The following is a 20262-nucleotide window of genomic DNA, read 5'->3' as shown; positions in this document are numbered from 1 at the left end:
ATATATAGGACTCAATGCTAATGACTTGAAAATCTTTAAATAGAATATTTGAATTCGTTATCCAGCATATTTCCAAGGAGGAAATAATAGAGTTCAAATGATTTAATGGTTAAAATTAAAGACATGAAATATGAATGTTTTAAAATAGTTGAAGGCGAATGTCGTTTAATAAAAAAATATTCAACTGACTCTATTTGATAATGGAGTCGGTTGAATAGTCTAAAAGTCATAAAACTAAATGCATAAAGTATAAAATTCATAACTTGGACATCCGTTTCCAAAAAAACTGTTAGACGCTGGATCTCGTACTTGCTGTTTAGAAACGATATGACGGATTGTAAAATGAAGAAGCTTGGTATTCCAAAAGAATTTACAACTGTGAGAAATCAGTAACTACTTTTTCATTCTTCATTGAACTATAAAAAGTTTCCACTTTACGAACGGAAGTTGTCTTATTTGTATAAGGTCTAAATCATTGATACAAAGTTTTTAAGTATAGAGTAGGATAAGCGGAATGGAATTTGAATTTGCTATTAATCATAAAAAGCCATATTGTCGATAAAGGTATATAGGATTTTTCATGCTTTGGATAAGAGAAATGAGCAAAAAAAAGTATTCTTTGAGTAAGTATGTGAATAGATATGAATAGTACTCTAGGAGGGTTAAAATATTGAACTTAAAAAAACGCGTACTTGTAGGAAGTCCAATTAAGCAGTCTCCAGCTATTCTTCAGGAATTTTTAAACTCACTTAGTAACTTGAAGCAAGATACGTATGAGTTACATTACTTGTTTTTAGATAATAATAATGAGCCCGCTTCTAGTCAATTGCTTCAAGAATTTTCTAAGGACAATGATAGCGTCATGATCCACAACTACGATAATGAAAATCATTATGTTAAAAATGATTTGACTCATAGCTGGAATGAAACACTTATATGGAAAGTTGCGCACATGAAAAACATAATCATTAATATTGCACTTGAATATAAATATGATTATTTGTTTTTCATTGATTCAGATATCGTACTGCATACTGATACTATTGGGAAATTAATTCAAGCAGAAAAAGAAATCATTTCGGAAATATTTTGGACAAAGTGGCAACCGGACTTTCCTGAGCTTCCTCAAGTTTGGCTTCAAGATCACTATAATTTATTTACCAAACATAGAGATGAGCAAATTTCAGAAACAGAAGCTTTGCAAAGACAAAATGATTTTTTACAAAAACTTAAGAATCCAGGTGTATATGAGGTTGGAGGTCTAGGAGCCTGTACATTGATATCTCGTGAAGCTTTGCTAAAGGGAGTTAATTTTGATGAATTGAAAAATATCTCCTTTTGGGGAGAGGACAGACATTTTTGCATCAGAGCTGCAGCGCTTAATATTGGAATGTATGTGGACACGCATTATCCTGCCTATCATATTTATAGAGATACTGATCTAGAAGGCATACAGAATTATAAGGCAAGAAACAGGAAACTGGATAAAATAGGTGGTCTAGATAAAGAGAAGGATGGAGAAATTTTTAAAGACGCTATAGAAGAATATTTAATACTTCTCTTAGAACAAGAACAGTTAGATAAGGCTTCTGATTTTATTTTATGGCTCGAAAAAATAGAATTAGAAGAAGCTTTTATAAATATAATGAAGTCACGATTATTTATTAAACAAGGAAGATTAAACGAAGTTTTTAGCTACCTTAAAGATTTGGAGGAAAGTGCTACCGATAAAAGAGCAGGACTTCTTTTAGCAGATCTAGCTCAACAAAATGGAGAAATATATAAAGCTTTGAAATTATACGATAAATATTTAGCTATAGGAGATACGCAAAAATCTAAAGCTTTTGAATTGCTGAAACGATTGGATAAGCCTAAAATTTCTTTAATAAGCTCCAATAGCGCGGGTTGTAATGCTACAGCTTTATGGGAAAATATCCCTTCTAATTTTCAGCAGAATTACGATGTGAGAGTTTTTAAAGAAATGCCGTATAACGAGTATGACAGTTTTGTTGAAGAGAGCGATCTTGTTGTTACAACACAAGCAAATTATCCCTTTAACGATAAGCAAATAAATTTGGAACTATGGCATGGCTTTCCTTTAAAAGCTATGGCCAATATGGATGTAGGAGATAAAAGGACTGCTCAAACAGTGAAAGACTGGTGGGGGAAAATAGATTTAATATCATCGTATTCAAGTACATTTAATACAATTTTTAATGCTTGTATAGGGACTGATATTCGAAAGTTCCATATTACAGGTGCACCAAGAAATGACTTACTGAATAAAGGGAATAGAGCTTGGTTAGAAAAACAATTTAATATTAATTTAGAGGCACAAAAGGTTGTTTTTTATACTCCAACATTCCGTTCATCTCACTTTAATCCGAATAAAAACGAAGGAAGCAAACAATGGAATAATCTATTTGGATTTGAGAATTTTGATTTTGCTTCTTTTAATGACTTTTTAGAAGATAATAATATATACCTTTTCACTAAGTTGCATTGGGTAGAAGAGAATTTGCTTAAAGAGCAACTTAAACTTTTAAATAGTTCACGGGTGAAACTTATAGAAGAATCGCAGATCGAAACGAATAATTTAGACTTTTACGAAATTCTCGGAGCAGCTGATGCTCTTATCACAGATTATTCTTCTATTTATTTTGATTACTTGTTATTGAATAGACCAATTCTTTTTATTCCTGTAGATATAGATATTTACAAGGATAAAAGAGGTTTTTTACTTGAGCCTTATGATGCTTGGACTCCAGGACCAAAAGTTACAAGCCAGATAGAATTCCAAAAAGAGTTGTTGTTTAGCTTCAATAATCATAGTTATTTTGAAACAGATAGAGAAAAGCTTAAAACTATAGTACATCACTATCGTGACTTTTCTTCTAGTCAAAGGGTTTGGAGCTTGGTAGAAAAAGAGCTGGAATTAAAGCGACTTAATGAACTGTATCAAAATCATCAAGATCAGAACTCTTTAGCAATAGAATTGAATAGCTTGATTGAAATGAATAACTTCGAAGAATGTATGAACTTAGTTCAAACAAACGAGAGACTTATTTTGCAAAATGCAGAGCTAAGTAGTATGGCCGCATCGGTATACTATGCAAACAATGATTTAAAGAAGTCTTTATATTTTTTGAAGAACGCCGTTCTTATCAATCCTTGTTATTTTGATGCAATATATAGCCTCGCTTTAATTCACGAGCAGTTAGGGAATCATGAAAAAGCCCTCCTGTTTTACGAAAAAGCCTATCACTTTTCTCTAAACGAAAAAAGCGATCAGGAAGTCGCCAATAAATTGAGGTTATTAATAAGAGAATGAAAATTGACAATCATAAAGGAGGAATAGGAATGGAAAAGGTTATTACCTATGGCACATTTGATTTGCTCCATTATGGTCACATCTTGCTTTTGGAACGCGCTAAGTCTTTGGGGACGCATTTAACGGTTGGGTTGTCTACAGACGAATTTAATACTGCTAAGGGAAAACAATCATATTTTTCTTTTGAGTTAAGAAGAAAGTTGTTATCCGCTATCAGTTATGTGGACGAGATTATTCCAGAAGAAAATTGGGAACAAAAAAATCAAGATATCGTAAAAAATAATATTGATGTTTTTGTAATGGGTGACGATTGGCTTGGCAAATTTGATGATCTTCAATGCAAAGTTATTTATCTCCCTCGAACTCCTGATATATCTTCAAGCGGAATTAAAAAAAACTTGATTATTCCTTAAATGCACTTATAAAGCACTTAATGGAATATGCCGCATATAAGTTGAACATTAAGAAGGAAATGAAAGAGCTTATTTATTTGAAATTATGATATCTCATATAGAGCCAATATATAAACTCTACCTACCGAGTTTATATATTGGCTCTTCATTTTTTTAATACAGCGCCCGATAAATATAATAAATACGTTAAGACGGAGGTTGTCAGATGAATCTGCAGTTTTCTGTATCGGCTGGTGTGTCTGGAGGATCGATACAAGCCGGACAAACAAGCAGTGCATCTTCCAAAGCGGACAGCCAATTGATTCAGTCAGCAAGAAGCGGTGGAGAATTAAGCAAACTTACAAATCAGGGTGTGGCGGTCCCGATCGGCGACGAGCAGCTGATGAAAGCTATCGATCGTGCTGTAAAAGCGCTGCAAGGGCCGGAAACGACACTCGAAATCAATATTCACGAAAAAACACATCAGTTGATGGTAAAAGTTCTGAATAAAGAAAACGGAGAAGTGATTCGCGAGATTCCTCCGGAGAAGACGCTGGATCTGGTCGCCAAAATGATGGAGATCGCCGGAATTTTAGTGGATAAACGCGTTTAGGGAGGAGAGTTAAGACATGGTTTCAAGAATTAACGGTTTCTCGGGTATGGATATTGACAGTTTAGTTAAGAATCTCATGACCGCCAAAAGAGCACCGTTGGACAAATTGAATCAAAATAAGCAGATCCTTCAATGGCAGCGTGAAAGCTACCGGGAAGTGAACAGCACACTCTACAACTTGAAAGCCAATAAACTGTCCGTAGGCGGTGCCAACAGCTATCGGACTTCCGCCGCATTAAATACACAGGTAGCCGTCATTAAGGATAGCACGGGTGCCGTTACCGATGGGACGACAACCGCTGTAAAAGCGGAAGCCACCAGCTCTGCAAGCGGGATTCCGATGAAAGTCAGTGTAAAGCAGCTGGCGACCGCTACTACGGTCAGCTTAGATAAGCTTGGCAGCGGTTATGGAACAACGATGTCGCTGGGAGCGATCGACACGAAGCAAAGCGGAAGTTCGGTCGGTTCTTCGGGTACTTATAATCTTACGTTCAACGTCGCTAATGGTAAAAACGATGACGGAACGGATAAAATCGAACAAGTCCAATTTAAATTCAAAGAAGGAACTACCCTGGCTTCCGCAATTTCTCAAATTAACGGAAATGCAAAAGCCGGCGTCAAAGCCGCTTTCGACGATGTAACGGGACAGCTGGTGCTCTCTTCGAAAACGATGGGCGAACAAGCGGTCAAGATCGATACGACCGATAGTTCTTTTCTGGATCTTTTTTCGAAATCTTCTGGCAATGATTCAATGGATGATCGAATTCAAGCAGGCACCGTTAAAGGGCAGCAGGCTATTTTCTCGATCAATGACGGTGCGGATATCAAACTGGACAGTAACTCGGGAACTTATAACGGTGTGAAGCTCACGTTTCAGTCGACTACGGGAACATGGACCAAGGATGCTTCCAACAATCTGGTTTCAAGCGACGATAAGCCTTTGACAATCGCGACTCAAGTCGATACGACCAAAGCGTTGGCGACGATCAAATCGTTTATGGAAGATTACAACAATCTGATCAGCTCTTTTAATACTAAAATTAATGAAGCCCGATATCCTTCTTTTCAGCCTTTGACTACGGAACAGCGCTCCAGCATGAATGAAACCGATATTAAAGCCTGGGACGAAAAAGCCAAAAGCGGTATGCTTAAAAACGACCCTTTTATCAAATCTTTGCTCTCCGATATGCGTTCTACAATCAGCGCTCAAATGGGCGGGCTCGGCGCAATGGGGATCACTACCGGAAGTTACTACGAAAACGGCAAACTTTATATCGACGAAGACAAATTCAAAGCGGCGGTTGAAGCCAACCCGCAGCAGGTTTCCGATCTTTTTCAGGGAGCCGCAGGCAGTACGGACACGTCGATCTTCGGGAAATTCTCCAAAGCGATTGATAAAGCGATGGGAAGTATTGCCGAGCGCGCGGGTACTTCCAAATTTAGCGGCAGTCTTACCGACACGTTCAAAACGGAAAGTGTCATGGGACGGCAATTAAAACAATTCGACAGCCGAATTTCTACGCTTACCACTCAATTAAACGACACGGAAACCCGATATTATAAACAGTTCTCCGCAATGGAGAGCGCAATGTCCAAATATCAATCTCAGTTATCCCAATTGACGGGAAGCTCAAGCTAACGCAAACAAGCCAATTCTATAAATTGATAAAGGGTGGATAATGATGATGAACTCTCCATACGAAAGATATCGCCAGACGGCCGTACAGACTTCTCCTGCCCAACTGCTGATCATGACTTACGACGGTGCGATCCGCTTTGTAAAAACGGCTTTGGAAGGTATGGAAGCTCACGATAACGAGAAGACAAACCTCTTTCTCGGAAAAGCCCAAACCATTATCGCCGAGTTGATTACTACGCTCGATCGTTCTTATGAAATTTCAAAAACTCTGTATTCTTTGTATGAGTACATGAACTACCTGCTTATCCAGGCCAATATCAAAAAAACCAAAGAACCTGCCGAAGAAGCGCTTCAGTATCTGCGTGATTTGAAAGAAACCTGGGTACAAGCAAGCAGACTGGCAGCGGCAAATCCCACTCCGTCGGTAGGAACCGCTGTTAATGTCTGATTCGATCACCCGGCTCGAAGAGCTGTCGGCGGATATCCAGGCCAGGCTGGGGTTGCTGACCTACGAAGAGCTGGGAGATATGATGGACCGCCGGCAGATCATCGTAGACGAGATCGAGAGCGAAGCGGCAACAGCGCCGTTGTCGGCTGCAAACAAAGAACGTATCCGCAGTGTGATTGCAATGGACGAACGGATTGCGGTACGAATCAACTTTCTGCGCAATGAAGCGGCTCACTGGCTGCAGCAGCGCAATCAGGCCAAAGCCCAACGCAGTGCTTACGAGACGGCTTACACACCCGATGCCTATCTCGTGGACAGCCGCAAGTAAAAGAGCAACATTAAACAGTAAGAACTCCATCATACAAATGGAGTTCTTTTTTTGGGAAAAATGTTTGAAAATTGATTCGCTTTTTGCGATTTTGGGTATTTTATCAATAATCCCGAATCTGTATATTCACCTGACTGAATTGTTGGCTTTTAGCTGGAATATAATTGAATGAAACTATTTTATATTCCAATTGACAGTCGAGAATACAGGGTGGTATAGTCGAAGAGTGGATCACACATTTTTATTTGATAACGAAGGGAATGTTCGTGCATGCAAGGTAAAGTAAAATGGTTTAACGCAGAAAAAGGTTACGGTTTCATCGAAACGGAAGAAGGCGGCGACGTTTTCGTACACTTCTCGGCGATTCAAATCGAAGGATTCAAAACGCTGGAAGAAGGACAATCCGTTGAGTTTGACATCGTTGAAGGCGCACGCGGACCGCAGGCTTCCAACGTCACTCCTCTGTAAGTCGTCATAAGCCGTATACCTGACCTACATAGATGATTAAGCTCTAATGATTTATGCTGGTTAGAGAGTACACATGGCTCAGCCGGAAAGCTCCGCTCAGGCGGAGCTTTTTTTGTGCGGAAAAGGGTTGAATTCAATCAGGGACTGCCGATAATAATAGGAGGGAAACAGCTATTTACCTTGCATAGGGGGCTTGAAAATGGAGAAAGGCGAGAAAGATATCGTCTATTTGTATTCATTGTTTTTTAAAGTGCTAAGCTACGTATCAATATTCGAAGGAATCGAGTTTTTAAACAAAAAGTTCGCTATCTTCAAGCCGGGCTTTACGCGTAAGACCAGAGTGGAACTGTGGGTTTTTTTGAACTTTGTGCTTTCTATGGCTGCAATGTTTATAGTTTATCTGTTTGACGAAGCCGCATGGTTTTCCTATATATTGCTGGGGTATGGTGTACTGCGTACATTTGAGATCGTGATTACACAAGTGAATATTTTATTGTTCGATCAATATCGGGCTGAATTAAAAAAGAAAAAAGCGATTCGGCAGGCCCGGGATCGAAGAGATTGGATTGCCGAAAAAGCTTTGCGTAAAAAGGCGGCTTATCAGCTTGTCGGATTCCGTAGAATGACCATTTTACTGATTCACAATTTTTTTGAAATTATATTTTGGTTTGCAGTATGTTATTTGGTAAGCGCTCAATCGTTCAATATCGATACCGATATTCATAATCCTCTTTCCCAGGCTTTGTATATCAGCTTTGTCACAATGACTACTTTTGGACAGGCTAATTTCGGAATCAAAGATCAAGTGAGCATATCGTTAATTGCCGTTCAGTCTTTTATCGGCCTGGTTATGACGCTGCTTACGTTTGCGCGTTTTGTCTCTTTGCTGCCAGGTATAACTTCGAAAGATTCCCACGAAAACGATGAAAACCAATGAAATAAACTTAGAAGTATGTCAGAAAAAATATTACAATTATATTTTATTTGTATATTAATTCTTTATTTAAAGTTTATAAAAACCTCTTTTCGTTTAAGCAAACGAAGGGGGTTTTTGTGTTTTGCAAAGCTATACTTTGTCGACAGCAGGTACTGCAGAAAGGGCAGGTGAAGAGTGACGAGGAAAATCGGAGTAGCGTTTATTGCATGTATGCTGATCCTACATAGCTTGCTGGGCTGGGGTGGGGTTGACGGACAGGTCCGGGCCGAAGCGCCGGAAGCGCGGCCGGCCGGAGAACAGAACCAGGAACAGCCGCAGCAAAGCGAAGCCGGAGTCTCGGATAATGGAACCCTGGCTGAACCTATCGAGACTCATGCGGCCGAAAACGAAACTCGGGCGACCGAGACCGAATCGGCCGGAACTGAAGCGGAGCAAGCGGAATCAGGCGAGCCCGAACCAACCGGGGACGAGCAGAACGATACAAGGATTTCCGAATCGGCGGCGGTCGAAGAAGACGAGCAAAGCGCTGCCGATCCGGCTGCTGCCAAAGAAGACGCGGCTGACGATCTTGACGAAGAAGCCGCCGTGTATCCGGCGAATATCCTGACCTCGGTTAAGCTGACGGATGAGGAAGGCCGCACAATCGAGGGAGACGCAGGCGAAGTGAAACGATTCGATCCGCAGTCGACAATCCTGCTGAATTATAGTTGGGCGCTTCCGGGCGATCATACGTATAAAGCGGGATCGACGTTCGAATTCGATCTCCCGTCGGAATTTCGCATTTATACGGAGATCCGCGATGTGCCGCTGTCTATCGGCGAGGGGACGCAAGAAGCGGTCGGAAGCTTCGGCGTAACGACGGACGGACATGTCACCGTGACGTTCAATCGTTTTGTCGAAGAGTATTCCGAGATTTCGGGGACGCTGACCGTTCGGACGGAACTCAAGGAAGAAGCGGTCAAAGAAAGCACGGAAGTCCGCATCCCGTTCCCGATCGGGGACACCGAGCGTGTTGTCGTTCTGGTATTGCTGCCGAAGAACGGAGCGCTGCTCGATAAAAAAGGCGAAGCAAACAGCGGCGGAGGCTCGATCGATTGGACGGTCGATATCAACACGTCGCTGCAGCGTTTGAACGGGGTGGTGCTGAACGATAAGATCCCCGACGGGCTGACGCTCGACGCGGAGTCGGTGCAGGTGTATCGTCTGCAAATCTCCGCGTCCGGCCAGCGAACGCTCGGGGAACCGCTGCCGAAAGAAGCGTATACGCTGGCTGCGGACGAATCGGGCGAGCTGCGCGTTGCTTTTGGCGCCGAGTCCGTTGTTAAAGAGTCTTATCGAATCGTATACAGCACGGGCGTGGGTGCGGGCGCGCAGACGCAGTTTACGAATACAGCGACTCTCGCTGCGCAGGGAATCGAGCCGGCGACGGCATCGGCGACCGTGACGGTTAAGCGCGGCGAACTGCTGAGCAAAGCGGTCGGCGCGTACGATCGCGAGTCGCAGTCGATCGACTGGATCGTACGCTACAACGCCGGCTCGCTGACGATTCCGGCGAAGGAAGCGCTGCTGCAGGATCGTTTTAACAGCGGCCAGAAACTTGTCGAAGGAACGCTCAAAGTCACGGAAACGGGGACTAACCGCTTACTGGCCGAAGGTACGGATTATACGGTGAAAACGGTGCCCGTGTCTGGAGGGAGGACCGGTTTCGACCTGCAGTTTGTAAACGAGGTGAAGTCGGCGCATACCGTTACGTACCGTACCGCAGCGGCCGGAGCGGTGTACGCGAACGACCGGATCACCAATACGATTACAACGGGCAAGATCAGCAAATCGGCTTCGCAGACGCTGCAGCGCAGCCTGCTGACGAAGACGAATACCGGAGTAAACTACAAGCTCAAAACGGCGTCGTGGCGCTCGATCGTCAACGAAGACCGGTTCAGCATGGAGAATGCGGTGCTGACCGATACGTTTACGAACGGCGGTCTGGAACTGGTGCCGGATTCGCTCAAAGTGCTGACGTCGACCGGAAAAGCGCTGCCGGCCGCGGATTATACACTGACGATTCCGGAAGGGAACCGGTCGGGGTTTACGATTCGGTTTAACCGGACGCTGACGGACAGCGTGACGGTTACGTATACGACGAAATTCAATCAAACGTGGAAAACCGATCGTAAGCAGGCCGACTTCGTCAACAGCGCAAAAGTAGTCTGGAGCGAGAGCAGGAATTCGCGCAGCCGCGAAGTAGTCGCCCGTTTTACGCCGGATACTTTGACGCAGCAGAACGGATCGAAATCCGGCAGCTATAACGCGCAGACCAAAGAACTGACCTGGGACATTAAAGCGAACTATAACAACCTTGCTTTGAACGGCGCGGTGCTGACCGATACCATCCGGACCGGGCAGCGTTACGTAGAAGGCTCGCTGACCGTGCACAATCTGGTGCTGACCGGTTCGAAGAACGGCGCGCAAAAAGGAGCGGTGGCGAGCCCGGCCGACTATAGGGTGACGCCTCCGGACGAGTCGAACGGCAATGAACTGCGAATCGCGTTCAACAAGCCGATCGACACGCCGTACTGGATTACGTTTAAAACGACGGTGGACGGACAGATTGTCGGCAGTTCCGCGGTGAACGAAGCTTCCCTGGACAGCGAAGGCTCTTCGCTGGGAACCTGGTCGGCGAGCGTGCCGATTCCCGGCGGAAGCGAGTACGTTTCCAAGACCGGCGCTCAGCAGGGAAGCCGGATCGACTGGAACGTGACGATCAACCGGGGACAATCTTACGTGGAAAATGCCAAGGTGACGGATACGCCGACGCGCAACCAGGTATTGGACGAAGAATCGTTCCGTGTATACCGGGCGGATGCCGCGGCGGACGGTTCGCTCAGCCGCGGCCAGGAGCTTGTAAAAGGCCGGGACTATACGCTCAAGATTACATCCGGCGATACGGAGCGGTTCGAACTGCTCTTCGCCGGCCCGATCCGGCAGGCTTTTATCCTGGAATATCAATCGGTGCTGTACGCCTCGGACCGCGAAACGGTAAGCAACGAGGTGAGCTTTGAAGGCACCGGCGTGACGACCGGGCAGGTCGAGAGCAGCCGTTCGATCGTGGTGCGCACTTCTTCCGGTTCCGGTACGGGCGCCGGCGTGCGCGGAGCGTTGGAAGTCACGAAAGTGGACGCGGCCGATCCGTCCAAATATTTGGCTGGAGCGACTTTTGAGCTCCAGGATGCCGCCAAGCGGCGTCCCGCCGTTACGCGGACAACCGACGAGAACGGCCGGATTGTGTTCGGACAGCTGCTGTACGGCAGCTATACGCTGACGGAGACGCAGGCGCCGGAAGGCTACCGCACGGACGAGGCGCAGCGCGTCCGTACGGTAGTGATCGACGCAAACGCGCGTCAAGAAGGCGGCCTCAAGAAGCTGACCGTCGCCAACGAAGCGGCGCCGGTCGTGCCGGGCGAACCGGGAAATCCGCCGGATAGCGGGACTCCGGGCGAACCGGGAACCCCGCCGGACGGCGGAACCCCGACAGAACCGGGCATTCCGCAGCAGCCGGATACTCCGGTTCCGACTGGGCCCGGCGTCCCGGTAACTCCGGGACCTCAGCCCGAGCAGCCCTTACCGGGCACGCCGCCGAACAATCCGGATAATTCCGGCCCGCCGGCCGTGCCTGTAATCCCGGATGAGCCCGGGGCCCCTGTACCGGACAGCGATGTGCCGCAGGGCGTTCCGGTTCCCGGCGAACCGGGACCTTCCTCCCCGCCGCAGATCCCGGAACCGGCGTCGGATACGCCGGTAAGCGATCCGGCAGAGCCGCAGCCCGAAGTGCCGGTTCCGGGCGACGACACGCCGCGTGGAACGCCGCAGATCCCGGCGCCTGGGCAGCCGGAAACGGCAGTACCCGGCGAACCGGTTCCGCAGGGGATTCCGCCAATTATGCCGGCAGAGCCTTATGTGCCGGTTCCAGGCGGCGATATTCCGCAGGAAACCCCGCCGACCGTGCCGGGAACCGTCGTGCCGGAAGGCGCGCCGATTCTGCCGCAAACCGGCGAAGAAAGCCGGCTGCCGTTTGCTCTGGCCGGGCTTGGTTTGTTGGCCATAGGCTTTTTACTGCACCGTTATGCCAAAACCGCAAAATCCCAGAAATAAAAGAAGCAGGCAAAAAGCCCTACTACGCTTGAGAAAGGCGCAGTAGGGCTTTTTATAGCGTTATATTCAAAATCTATATAAAAAAGAGGAACTTTAGGTTTATCGTCCCGCATTGGTGTTTAACATAGAATGATATTGAAAAGGCCTTTTTACATGGTTTTTTAGTCTCTGGGGTTACCAAACGACATCGAGGAGGGATAGTGCAAAGTATGGGTAAAAACAGAAAGTTTTGGGCCGTATGTCTGGCGCTGGTGCTCGTATTACATACTATTTTTGGCATAGGGATCGGACGTGCACAAGCGGAAGAGGTGACTTCGGACCAGCCTGCACAGCAGGAAACGGTTGGAGCGGCTGTAGAAAATGACAATCAGACGGAATCCTCGCAGCCTGCAGCGGAAATTACAGGCGAGGAAGTTACCGAAAGTAGCAGTACGGAAGCGCCGGTAGTCGAAGCGGCTGCCGGTGAAGAAAGTACCCCGGTACAGGAAGAGGCTCCGGCGGCAGAGGAAGAAACTCCTGCTGCAGAACCGGGAACTTCGACAGATAACGAGCAAACGCCGGGAACCGAAGTCGAGACCCCGGCAGCGGGCGAAGAGACTCCGGGAACCGAAGTCGAAGCGCCGACAGAGGGCGAAGAAGCTCCGGATACGGACCTTGAAGCTCCTGCGGACGACGAAGAAGCTCTGACGGACGAAGAGAAAGCCGCGCTGGAAGAAGAGGCGGAAGCGAAGCTTGCCGCAGAAGCGCTTGAGCAGCAAGAAATTACGGAAAACATCCTGACCGGCGTTACGCTGACGGACAAAGACGGCAATGTGCTTTCGCCGAATGACCCGAATGCGAACTTCGATCCCAACGGCGAGATCAGACTGGACTACACCTGGGCGCTGCCGGACAACAAGTACGGAGCCGGCTCGACTTACGAGTTCGATCTGCCAAGTGAATTTGCAATTTACAATGTGATCAAATCGGACATTACTGCCGCCGATTCCGGAAATGAAACGGTGGGCTCGTTCGAAGTTACAATCGACGGGCACGTAACGATCACGTTCAACGACTACATCGAGAACCATTCCGATGTAAAAGGAACGCTGACGATTGTGTCTTCGCTGAAAAAGAAAATTGTTGATGGCGGAGAAGAAGTAACGGTTACCCCGATTGAAGGCGGAGCCAACTACATCTTGTATCCTGTCACTAAAAAACCGTTGAAAATTCACAAAACGGGTTGGGAAGACAGAAACGGCGGCATCAAATGGACGGTAAGTTTGAATACGGACTCGCAGCGCTTGAACAATGCGGTTCTGACCGATCCGACTCCGCAGGGACTGGATCTTATCGCAAATTCGATCCAAGTTTACAGAGTGGGAGCGTCCAACAGTGAAGAGCTGGTCGATCCCGGCGCTTATACGCTGGATACCGCTTCGGGCAATATCAATTTGAAACTCGGCGATATTGCCAACGAATACCGTGTTTATTATTCGACGGAAATCGGTTCGGGTACCGAAACGAAATTCGTCAACACGGCAACCTTGTCGGCCAGCGGCAAAGATCCGGTGAGCGATTCCAAGACCGTGGAGATCGAACGCGGCAACGGCGTACTGAAGAAAACGGGCCGGATTTCCGATTCCGATCTGCTGAACCGGACGGTCAAGTGGACGATTCAGTACAATATCAATGAAGCGAACATCGCCAAGAACGACGCTCTGCTGCACGATTCTTTCACAACTACCGGAGAAGGCGTTTCCAGCTCGTTCCAGAAGCTGCTGCCGGATTCGTTCGTGGTTCGCAGCGAAGGTCGAACGCTGGTAAAAGGAACGGATTACACCGTGACCGAGTCGGGCAGCGGATTCGATCTGCAGTTCCTGCACGATATCACCAAGCTGGTCACCATCGATTACCAAACGACCGCGGCAGGTACCACTTATCTTCAAAACGACGCTACAGTAACCAATACGGTCACTGCCGGCGACAAGCAGTCCCAGGATTCGGTGGAACTTGGACGCAGCAATATTTTCTACAAGCTGAACACGTCGGTCGACTATAGCAAGAGCCAGACCGGCTGGCAGATCTTTGTGAATACCGATAAGCTGACAATTGAAAATGCCGTAGTTACGGACTATCTCCTCAACGGCGGCCTGACTCTGGTAAAAGACTCCGTAGGTGTGCAAACGGGCAGCGGAACGCCGGTTGACCGGTCCGCTTACACGTACACGCCGGCCAACGACGGAAAAAGCTTTGTGATCCAATTTAACCGTCCGATTACCGAGCAGATTGTCATTACGTATACGACGGATTTCAACGAGAACAATCTGGATGTGCCCGAGAACGGATTCGTAAACAGATCGATCCTGAACGGAACGATTAAGGGCGAAGCCATTACAAGCACTTCGCAGGTCGGGTTCTATCCGTACAAGCAGCCAAGCGGCAACGGCAGCGAATATGTTTACAAATACGGCGACCAGCTGGGCGACCGCATTGCATGGAACGTAGTGATCAATAGCGGTAAACGGACTGTGTCGAACGCCAAAATTATCGATACGCCGACGCCGAATCAGCTGCTCGATCGCGATTCGTTCCGTCTTTACAAAGCGACTGTGGGAGCCAACGGTTCGATCGCTCTCGATCAGACTCCTTTGAAGGCAGACACCGATTATACGATTGAATTCACAGGAAATCCCGGTGAGCAGGAGACGTTTACGCTCTCGTTCAAGAATCAGATCGACTCGGCTTATGTCCTGACCTATTCTTCGCTGATCAAGGCGAGTGTAAATGACGCGATCAGCAACAAGGTCAGCTTCCAAGGTGACAATGTCAACACCGTTACAACCGAGCCGACCACGGTTATCGTAAAAGAATCTTCGGGTTCCGGTTCGGGCTCCGGGGTGCGCGGCGCTCTGGAAATCACCAAGGTCGATTCGTCCAATCAATCCAAAGTGTTGGCCGGCGCTACTTTCCAACTGACCAACAATAACGGACAAGGACAGCCGATTTCGCTTACGACCGACGCAAGCGGCAAGATCAAGTTTAACAATCTGCTGTACGGCACTTATACGCTGACCGAAACGCAGGCGCCTTCGGGCTACGCGATCGGCAGCGAGGGCGCAACGCGCAGCATCGTGATCGACCGCAGCGTCATCGACTCGGGCGGCGTGAAGCAAATTACGATTGCCAACACGCCAAATAACGGCAACCCGGGCAATCCAGATAACCCGGGCAACCCAGGAAACCCCGACAATCCGGGTAATCCTACAAACCCGGGCAACCCGACCAATCCCGGAACGCCAACAAATCCAGGCACACCGACAAATCCGGGAACGCCTACCAATCCGGGCACACCGGTAACGCCGATCATTCCGACGACGCCGGATACGACCATTCCGGATACGACGGTACCTTCGGGCCCGCCGATTATCCCGGATACGCCGGTCGATACGACAACGCCGGAAAATCCGATCGACACGACGATTCCGGTGCCGGACGAACCAACGCCGCAGGGTCCTCCGATTCTGCCGGCGACGGACGAGCCTTCAACGCCGATTCTGCCGATTCCGGACAGCACGGTACCGCAGGATACGCCGGTCATTCTGCCGGACGATACGATTCCGCAGGGAGTACCGGTCATCCAGGGTACGGTCGTATCGAGTGAACCGACTCTGCCGCAGACAGGCGAGAGCAGCAAGCTTCCGTTCGTAATGGGCGGCGCCGGTCTCATCCTGCTCGGGTTTATCCTGAGACGGACGGGACGCGTATCGAAATAAGCTTAATCCGGCTGTAAGGTCTCACTCTTACAGCCGGCAAGCCCTTTTCTTCTCCTTTACCGGAGCGGGAAAAGGGCTTTTTTACTTGGACTGAGGCGGTACCGATCTGTGCGGCGGATGTTATAATGAAAGGGATACAAGTTCAACCCCATCATGAATCGAACGCAATTTTTATTGAATTCGAGAATATGAAGACAAGGATCGAAGTTTAAAGCTGACGGATGATCTGGAGGTTCGTTTTATCGAGCTGCCGGTTTTTAATAAGATTCAAAAAGATTTTGCCGATCCGCTGCACCGATGGTTAGTTTTTATGAAGCAGGATATTTCGGGACCTCAGTTAAAGGAGCTGATGGAAATGGATAAAGCGATTTGTCGCACGGAGGAAAGATTGGAGTATTTCAGCGGAAACGATGAAATCAGACAACTCTATGAAGCCAGGGAGTTTGCCAAGTACGAACTGAACGGTATGCGCAGAGCAAGCAGAGAACAGGGCATGGAAGAGGGATTGAAAGAAGGCATCAAAGAAGGAGTTAAAGCAGCCAATCTTGCCAGTGCCCGCCGTATGCTCGACAGGAATCTCGACATCCCAATGATAGCGGAGATTACCGGCCTTACAGAAGAAGAAATTGGCTCGCTGAAGAACGGCAGCCAAGAAGGATAAGCGCAAATCGAACGCCCTCCTTCCGTTTGCCCTCCACCCATACCGGTTAAAGAAGAGTATGAACCCCAGCCGCAAAAGCGCCGGGAAGAAGTAGGCGAACCGGTCTCCCGAATTCGTTTACACGATTTTTACTCGGCGCTTACATTGTGGTATAATGAAGGTGTAATCAGAAGGAGGAGTGCCCTATGGATTTTGCGATTCGAGGACAACAAATTGAGGTTACTGATGCTCTGAGAGACTATGTCGACAAGAGACTCAGCCGGCTCGACAAGTACTTCGATATTCCCCCTGCTACGGAAGGTACGGTTACGCTCAGCGTAACGCGAGGCATTCACAAGGTAGAGGTGACGATCCCTCTTCCGGGCGGTATTTTCCTTCGCGCGGAAGACCGGAGCGATGACATGTACACGTCGATCGACTCGGTGCTGTCGAAGCTGGAGCGCCAGATTCGCAAGCACAAGACCAAGATGAACCGCAGATTCCGTCAAGACGAAAGCCTCAAGGGGCTGTTCGTGGACGAGGGTACCAACGCTTCCGTTTCCCCGTCGACCGACGAGGAGGAGGCCGAGGAAGAACTCCAGGTTGTGCGCAACAAGCGCTTCCTGCTCAAACCGATGGACGTGGAAGAAGCGATCCTGCAGATGAACATGATCGGCCACAGCTTCTTCGTTTTCTCGAACATCGACACCGAGACCGTCAACGTGGTTTATCGCCGCAACGACGGGAAATACGGTCTGATCGAGCAGGAATAATTTCGGATTTTCACAAATCCATCACGAAATTTCAAGAAAATGAGCCTTGTCCGCACCGGATGAGGCTCTTTGTGCGTATATAATATGTTGGAAAGTTTCACGGATACCGGCCGGACGCCGTCTTACGCGGTTGCCCGTGCCCGCTCAAGCTGGTACAATTTAGGCAAACCATCCGTTTTGCACGAAAGGGGCACAACATGTTAGGACTTGTCAAAAAAATCTTCGGGGATATGAACGAACGGGACGTCAAGAAGTTCATGCGCACCGTAGACATCATTAATAAAATGGAACCGGATTTCGAAAAGCTGACCGACGAACAATTGAAAAACAAAACCGTCGAATTCCGGGAGCGTCTGGAAAAAGGCGAATCGATCGACAGCCTGCTGCCGGAAGCGTTCGCGACGACGCGCGAAGCCTCCAAACGCACACTCGGCAAACGTCATTACGACGTCCAGCTTGTCGGCGGTATCGCTCTGCACAACGGCCGGATCGCGGAAATGAAAACCGGGGAAGGCAAGACGCTGGTCGGCACTCTTCCGGTTTATTTGAATGCTCTTCTGGGCAAAGGCGTGCACGTGGTTACGGTCAACGACTATCTGGCGCAGCGCGACAGCGAGGAAATGGCGCAGGTGTACAACTTCCTCGGAATGACCGTGGGGCTCAACCTGAGCGGTATGGCGCACGAACAGAAACAAGCGGCTTACGCCTGCGATATCACATACGGAACGAACAACGAGTACGGTTTCGATTACCTGCGCGACAACATGGTGTTGTACAAAGAACAGATGGTTCAGCGTCCGCTGTATTTCTGTATTATCGACGAAGTGGACTCCATCCTGATCGACGAAGCGCGTACGCCGCTGATTATCTCCGGCCAGGCCCAGAAATCGACGGAGCTTTATTTCCTGGCCGACCGCTTCGTGAAGCGTCTGCAGGCCGAAGAAGACTTCACGGTCGACATTAAAGTCAAATCCGTTTCGCTGTCCGATAAAGGCGCCGCCAAAGCGGAACGCGACTTCGGCATCGACAACCTGTACGACCAGAAGCACGTCACGCTCAACCACCATATCGTACAGGCGCTCAAAGCCAACGTGATTATGCGCCGCGACGTGGACTACGTGGTCGTGGAAGACGAAGTCGTGATCGTCGACGACTTTACGGGCCGCCTGATGGCGGGACGCCGCTACAGCGACGGTCTGCACCAGGCGATCGAAGCGAAGGAAGGCATTACCGTTCAGAACGAGAGCATGACGCTCGCGACGATCACCTTCCAGAACTACTTCCGGATGTACCGCAAGCTGGCCGGCATGACCGGTACGGCGAAGACCGAGGAAGAAGAATTCAAAAAAGTATACGGCCTCGAAGTGCTGCAGGTACCGACAAACCGGCCGAACCAGCGGCATGACGCTTCGGACGTCGTGTACAAGAGCGTAGCCAGCAAGTTCAGAGCCGTGGTCAGCGAGATCGAAGAACGCCATGCGAAGAATCAGCCGATTCTGGTCGGTACGGTCTCGATCGAGAACTCCGAACTGCTGTCGGAAATGCTGAAGAAAAAAGGCATCCGCCACCAGGTGCTGAACGCCAAGTTCCACGCCGAAGAAGCCGAGATCATCTCGAACGCCGGGCAGCCGGGCGCGGTTACGATCGCGACCAACATGGCGGGACGCGGTACCGATATCATGCTCGGCGAAGGCGTGCAGGATGTAGGCGGACTGCATATCATCGGGACGGAGCGCCACGAATCGCGCCGGATCGACAACCAGCTGCGCGGCCGCGCCGGACGCCAGGGCGATCCGGGCTCGACGCAGTTCTACCTGTCGCTGGGCGACGAACTGATGAAGCGGTTCGGCGCGGACAACGTGCTGAACATGATGGAGCGGCTGGGCTTCGAAGAAGACCAGCCGATCGAAAGCCGCATGATTACGCGCGCGGTCGAATCGGCGCAGAAGCGTGTCGAAGGCAATAACTTCGATACGCGTAAAGTCGTACTCCAATATGACGACGTGATGAACCAGCAGCGCGGCGTGATTTACAAACAGCGCATGGAACTGCTGGAAGCCGAGAACGTCAAGTCCATTATCCTGGACATGATCAAAGCGACGATCGAACGCGTGGTCGAAGCGCATACCGGCGACGATATTCCGGAGAACTGGGAACTGGAAGAAGTGGCGGAGTACATCAACGCCAAGCTGCTTGAAGAAGGCGAGATTAAGCGCGACGAGCTGTGGGGCAAAGAAGCTTCCGAAATCACCGAATATCTGTACGATAAAGTCCTCCAGCGCTATAACGAACGCGAAGAATCGCTCGGCGAAGAAATGGTCCGGGAATTCGAGAAGGTTATCGCGCTTCGCGCGGTCGACCGCAAATGGATGGACCATATCGACGCCATGGATCAGCTGCGCCAGGGTATCCACCTGAGAGCGTACGGCGGCACGGACCCGCTGCGCGAGTATCAGTTCGAAGGCTTCGAAATGTTCAATCAGATGATCGCCAGCATTCAGGAAGAAGTTTCGACGTATATCATGAAAGCCCGCGTCGAGTCGAACCAGCAGCGCGAAGCGGTTATCGACGAGAAGAAGATCAGCACCAACAGCCCGGACGCCGCGGAGAAAAGAGTTTCCCGCAAAGAGCGCCGCGCGCAGCGCTGATTCGGCTGCGGAGCGCGTTCGCGGACGTTTAGCCGTATTCGGCGGTGCGAAGTCATGACTTAGCCCGGCCCGGTTTCCGGAAATACTTCCGGGAGCCGGGCCGAAGGGCTGTTTACGGGCGGAGCGCCGCTGCATCGATTT

General features: G+C 48.9%; 13 protein-coding genes. All 13 read left to right on the top strand.

The genetic code is table 11. From position 1 onward, the window contains the following. The first annotated feature begins 670 nt into the window (after nucleotides 1-670). The 13 genes from QWJ34_RS20100 (at nucleotide 671) to secA (ending at nucleotide 20121) form a co-directional block, all read left to right on the top strand. Nucleotides 671-3331 carry a CDP-glycerol glycerophosphotransferase family protein gene (locus QWJ34_RS20100; RefSeq protein ID WP_302730615.1) on the top strand — a complete coding sequence of 887 codons (2661 nt, stop codon included), beginning with the start codon at nucleotides 671-673 and terminating at the stop codon, nucleotides 3329-3331. Nucleotides 3332-3360: 29 nt separating this feature from the next. Then, nucleotides 3361-3744, top strand: coding sequence for a glycerol-3-phosphate cytidylyltransferase (gene tagD, locus QWJ34_RS20095; RefSeq protein ID WP_302730614.1), 384 nt, complete (start codon nucleotides 3361-3363; stop codon nucleotides 3742-3744). A gap of 205 nt (nucleotides 3745-3949) precedes the next feature. Next, nucleotides 3950-4336: a flagellar protein FlaG gene (locus QWJ34_RS20090; protein ID WP_302730612.1), complete on the top strand. Its 387-nt coding sequence runs from the start codon at nucleotides 3950-3952 to the stop codon at nucleotides 4334-4336. A 16-nt stretch (nucleotides 4337-4352) separates the two neighbouring features. Further along, nucleotides 4353-5975 carry a flagellar filament capping protein FliD gene (fliD, locus tag QWJ34_RS20085; RefSeq protein WP_302730611.1) on the top strand — a complete coding sequence of 541 codons (1623 nt, stop codon included), beginning with the start codon at nucleotides 4353-4355 and terminating at the stop codon, nucleotides 5973-5975. Between the two features lie 43 nt (nucleotides 5976-6018). Beyond that, on the top strand, nucleotides 6019-6423 hold the full coding sequence (gene fliS / locus QWJ34_RS20080) for a flagellar export chaperone FliS (RefSeq protein WP_302730610.1): 405 nt from the start codon (nucleotides 6019-6021) through the stop codon (nucleotides 6421-6423). Next, nucleotides 6416-6751, top strand: coding sequence for a hypothetical protein (locus tag QWJ34_RS20075; RefSeq protein ID WP_302730609.1), 336 nt, complete (start codon nucleotides 6416-6418; stop codon nucleotides 6749-6751). Before fliS ends, QWJ34_RS20075 begins: the two co-directional genes overlap by 8 nt. A 270-nt stretch (nucleotides 6752-7021) precedes the next feature. Then, complete coding sequence (locus tag QWJ34_RS20070) at nucleotides 7022-7219, top strand: cold-shock protein (protein WP_037287260.1); 198 nt, start codon at nucleotides 7022-7024, stop codon at nucleotides 7217-7219. A 199-nt stretch (nucleotides 7220-7418) separates the two neighbouring features. Beyond that, nucleotides 7419-8156: a hypothetical protein gene (locus tag QWJ34_RS20065; protein ID WP_302730605.1), complete on the top strand. Its 738-nt coding sequence runs from the start codon at nucleotides 7419-7421 to the stop codon at nucleotides 8154-8156. A gap of 210 nt (nucleotides 8157-8366) precedes the next feature. Further along, entirely contained in the window at nucleotides 8367-12305 is a 3939-nt protein-coding gene (locus tag QWJ34_RS20060; protein WP_302730604.1) for a collagen binding domain-containing protein, read from the top strand. A gap of 209 nt (nucleotides 12306-12514) precedes the next feature. Continuing rightward, complete coding sequence (locus QWJ34_RS20055; protein WP_302730603.1) at nucleotides 12515-16060, top strand: collagen binding domain-containing protein; 3546 nt, start codon at nucleotides 12515-12517, stop codon at nucleotides 16058-16060. 178 nt (nucleotides 16061-16238) lie between these two features. Further along, nucleotides 16239-16721, top strand: coding sequence for an Rpn family recombination-promoting nuclease/putative transposase (locus tag QWJ34_RS20050; protein ID WP_302730737.1), 483 nt, complete (start codon nucleotides 16239-16241; stop codon nucleotides 16719-16721). Between the two features lie 185 nt (nucleotides 16722-16906). Beyond that, nucleotides 16907-17473 carry a ribosome hibernation-promoting factor, HPF/YfiA family gene (hpf, locus tag QWJ34_RS20045; RefSeq protein WP_302730601.1) on the top strand — a complete coding sequence of 189 codons (567 nt, stop codon included), beginning with the start codon at nucleotides 16907-16909 and terminating at the stop codon, nucleotides 17471-17473. Between the two features lie 197 nt (nucleotides 17474-17670). Then, nucleotides 17671-20121, top strand: coding sequence for a preprotein translocase subunit SecA (secA, locus tag QWJ34_RS20040; RefSeq protein WP_302730599.1), 2451 nt, complete (start codon nucleotides 17671-17673; stop codon nucleotides 20119-20121). Nucleotides 20122-20262: the final 141 nt, after the last annotated feature.

Source organism: Saccharibacillus sp. CPCC 101409 (genome assembly GCF_030518235.1).
Classification (GTDB): Bacteria; Bacillota; Bacilli; order Paenibacillales; family Paenibacillaceae; genus Saccharibacillus.
This window is presented reverse-complemented; position numbering and strand designations above follow the sequence as displayed.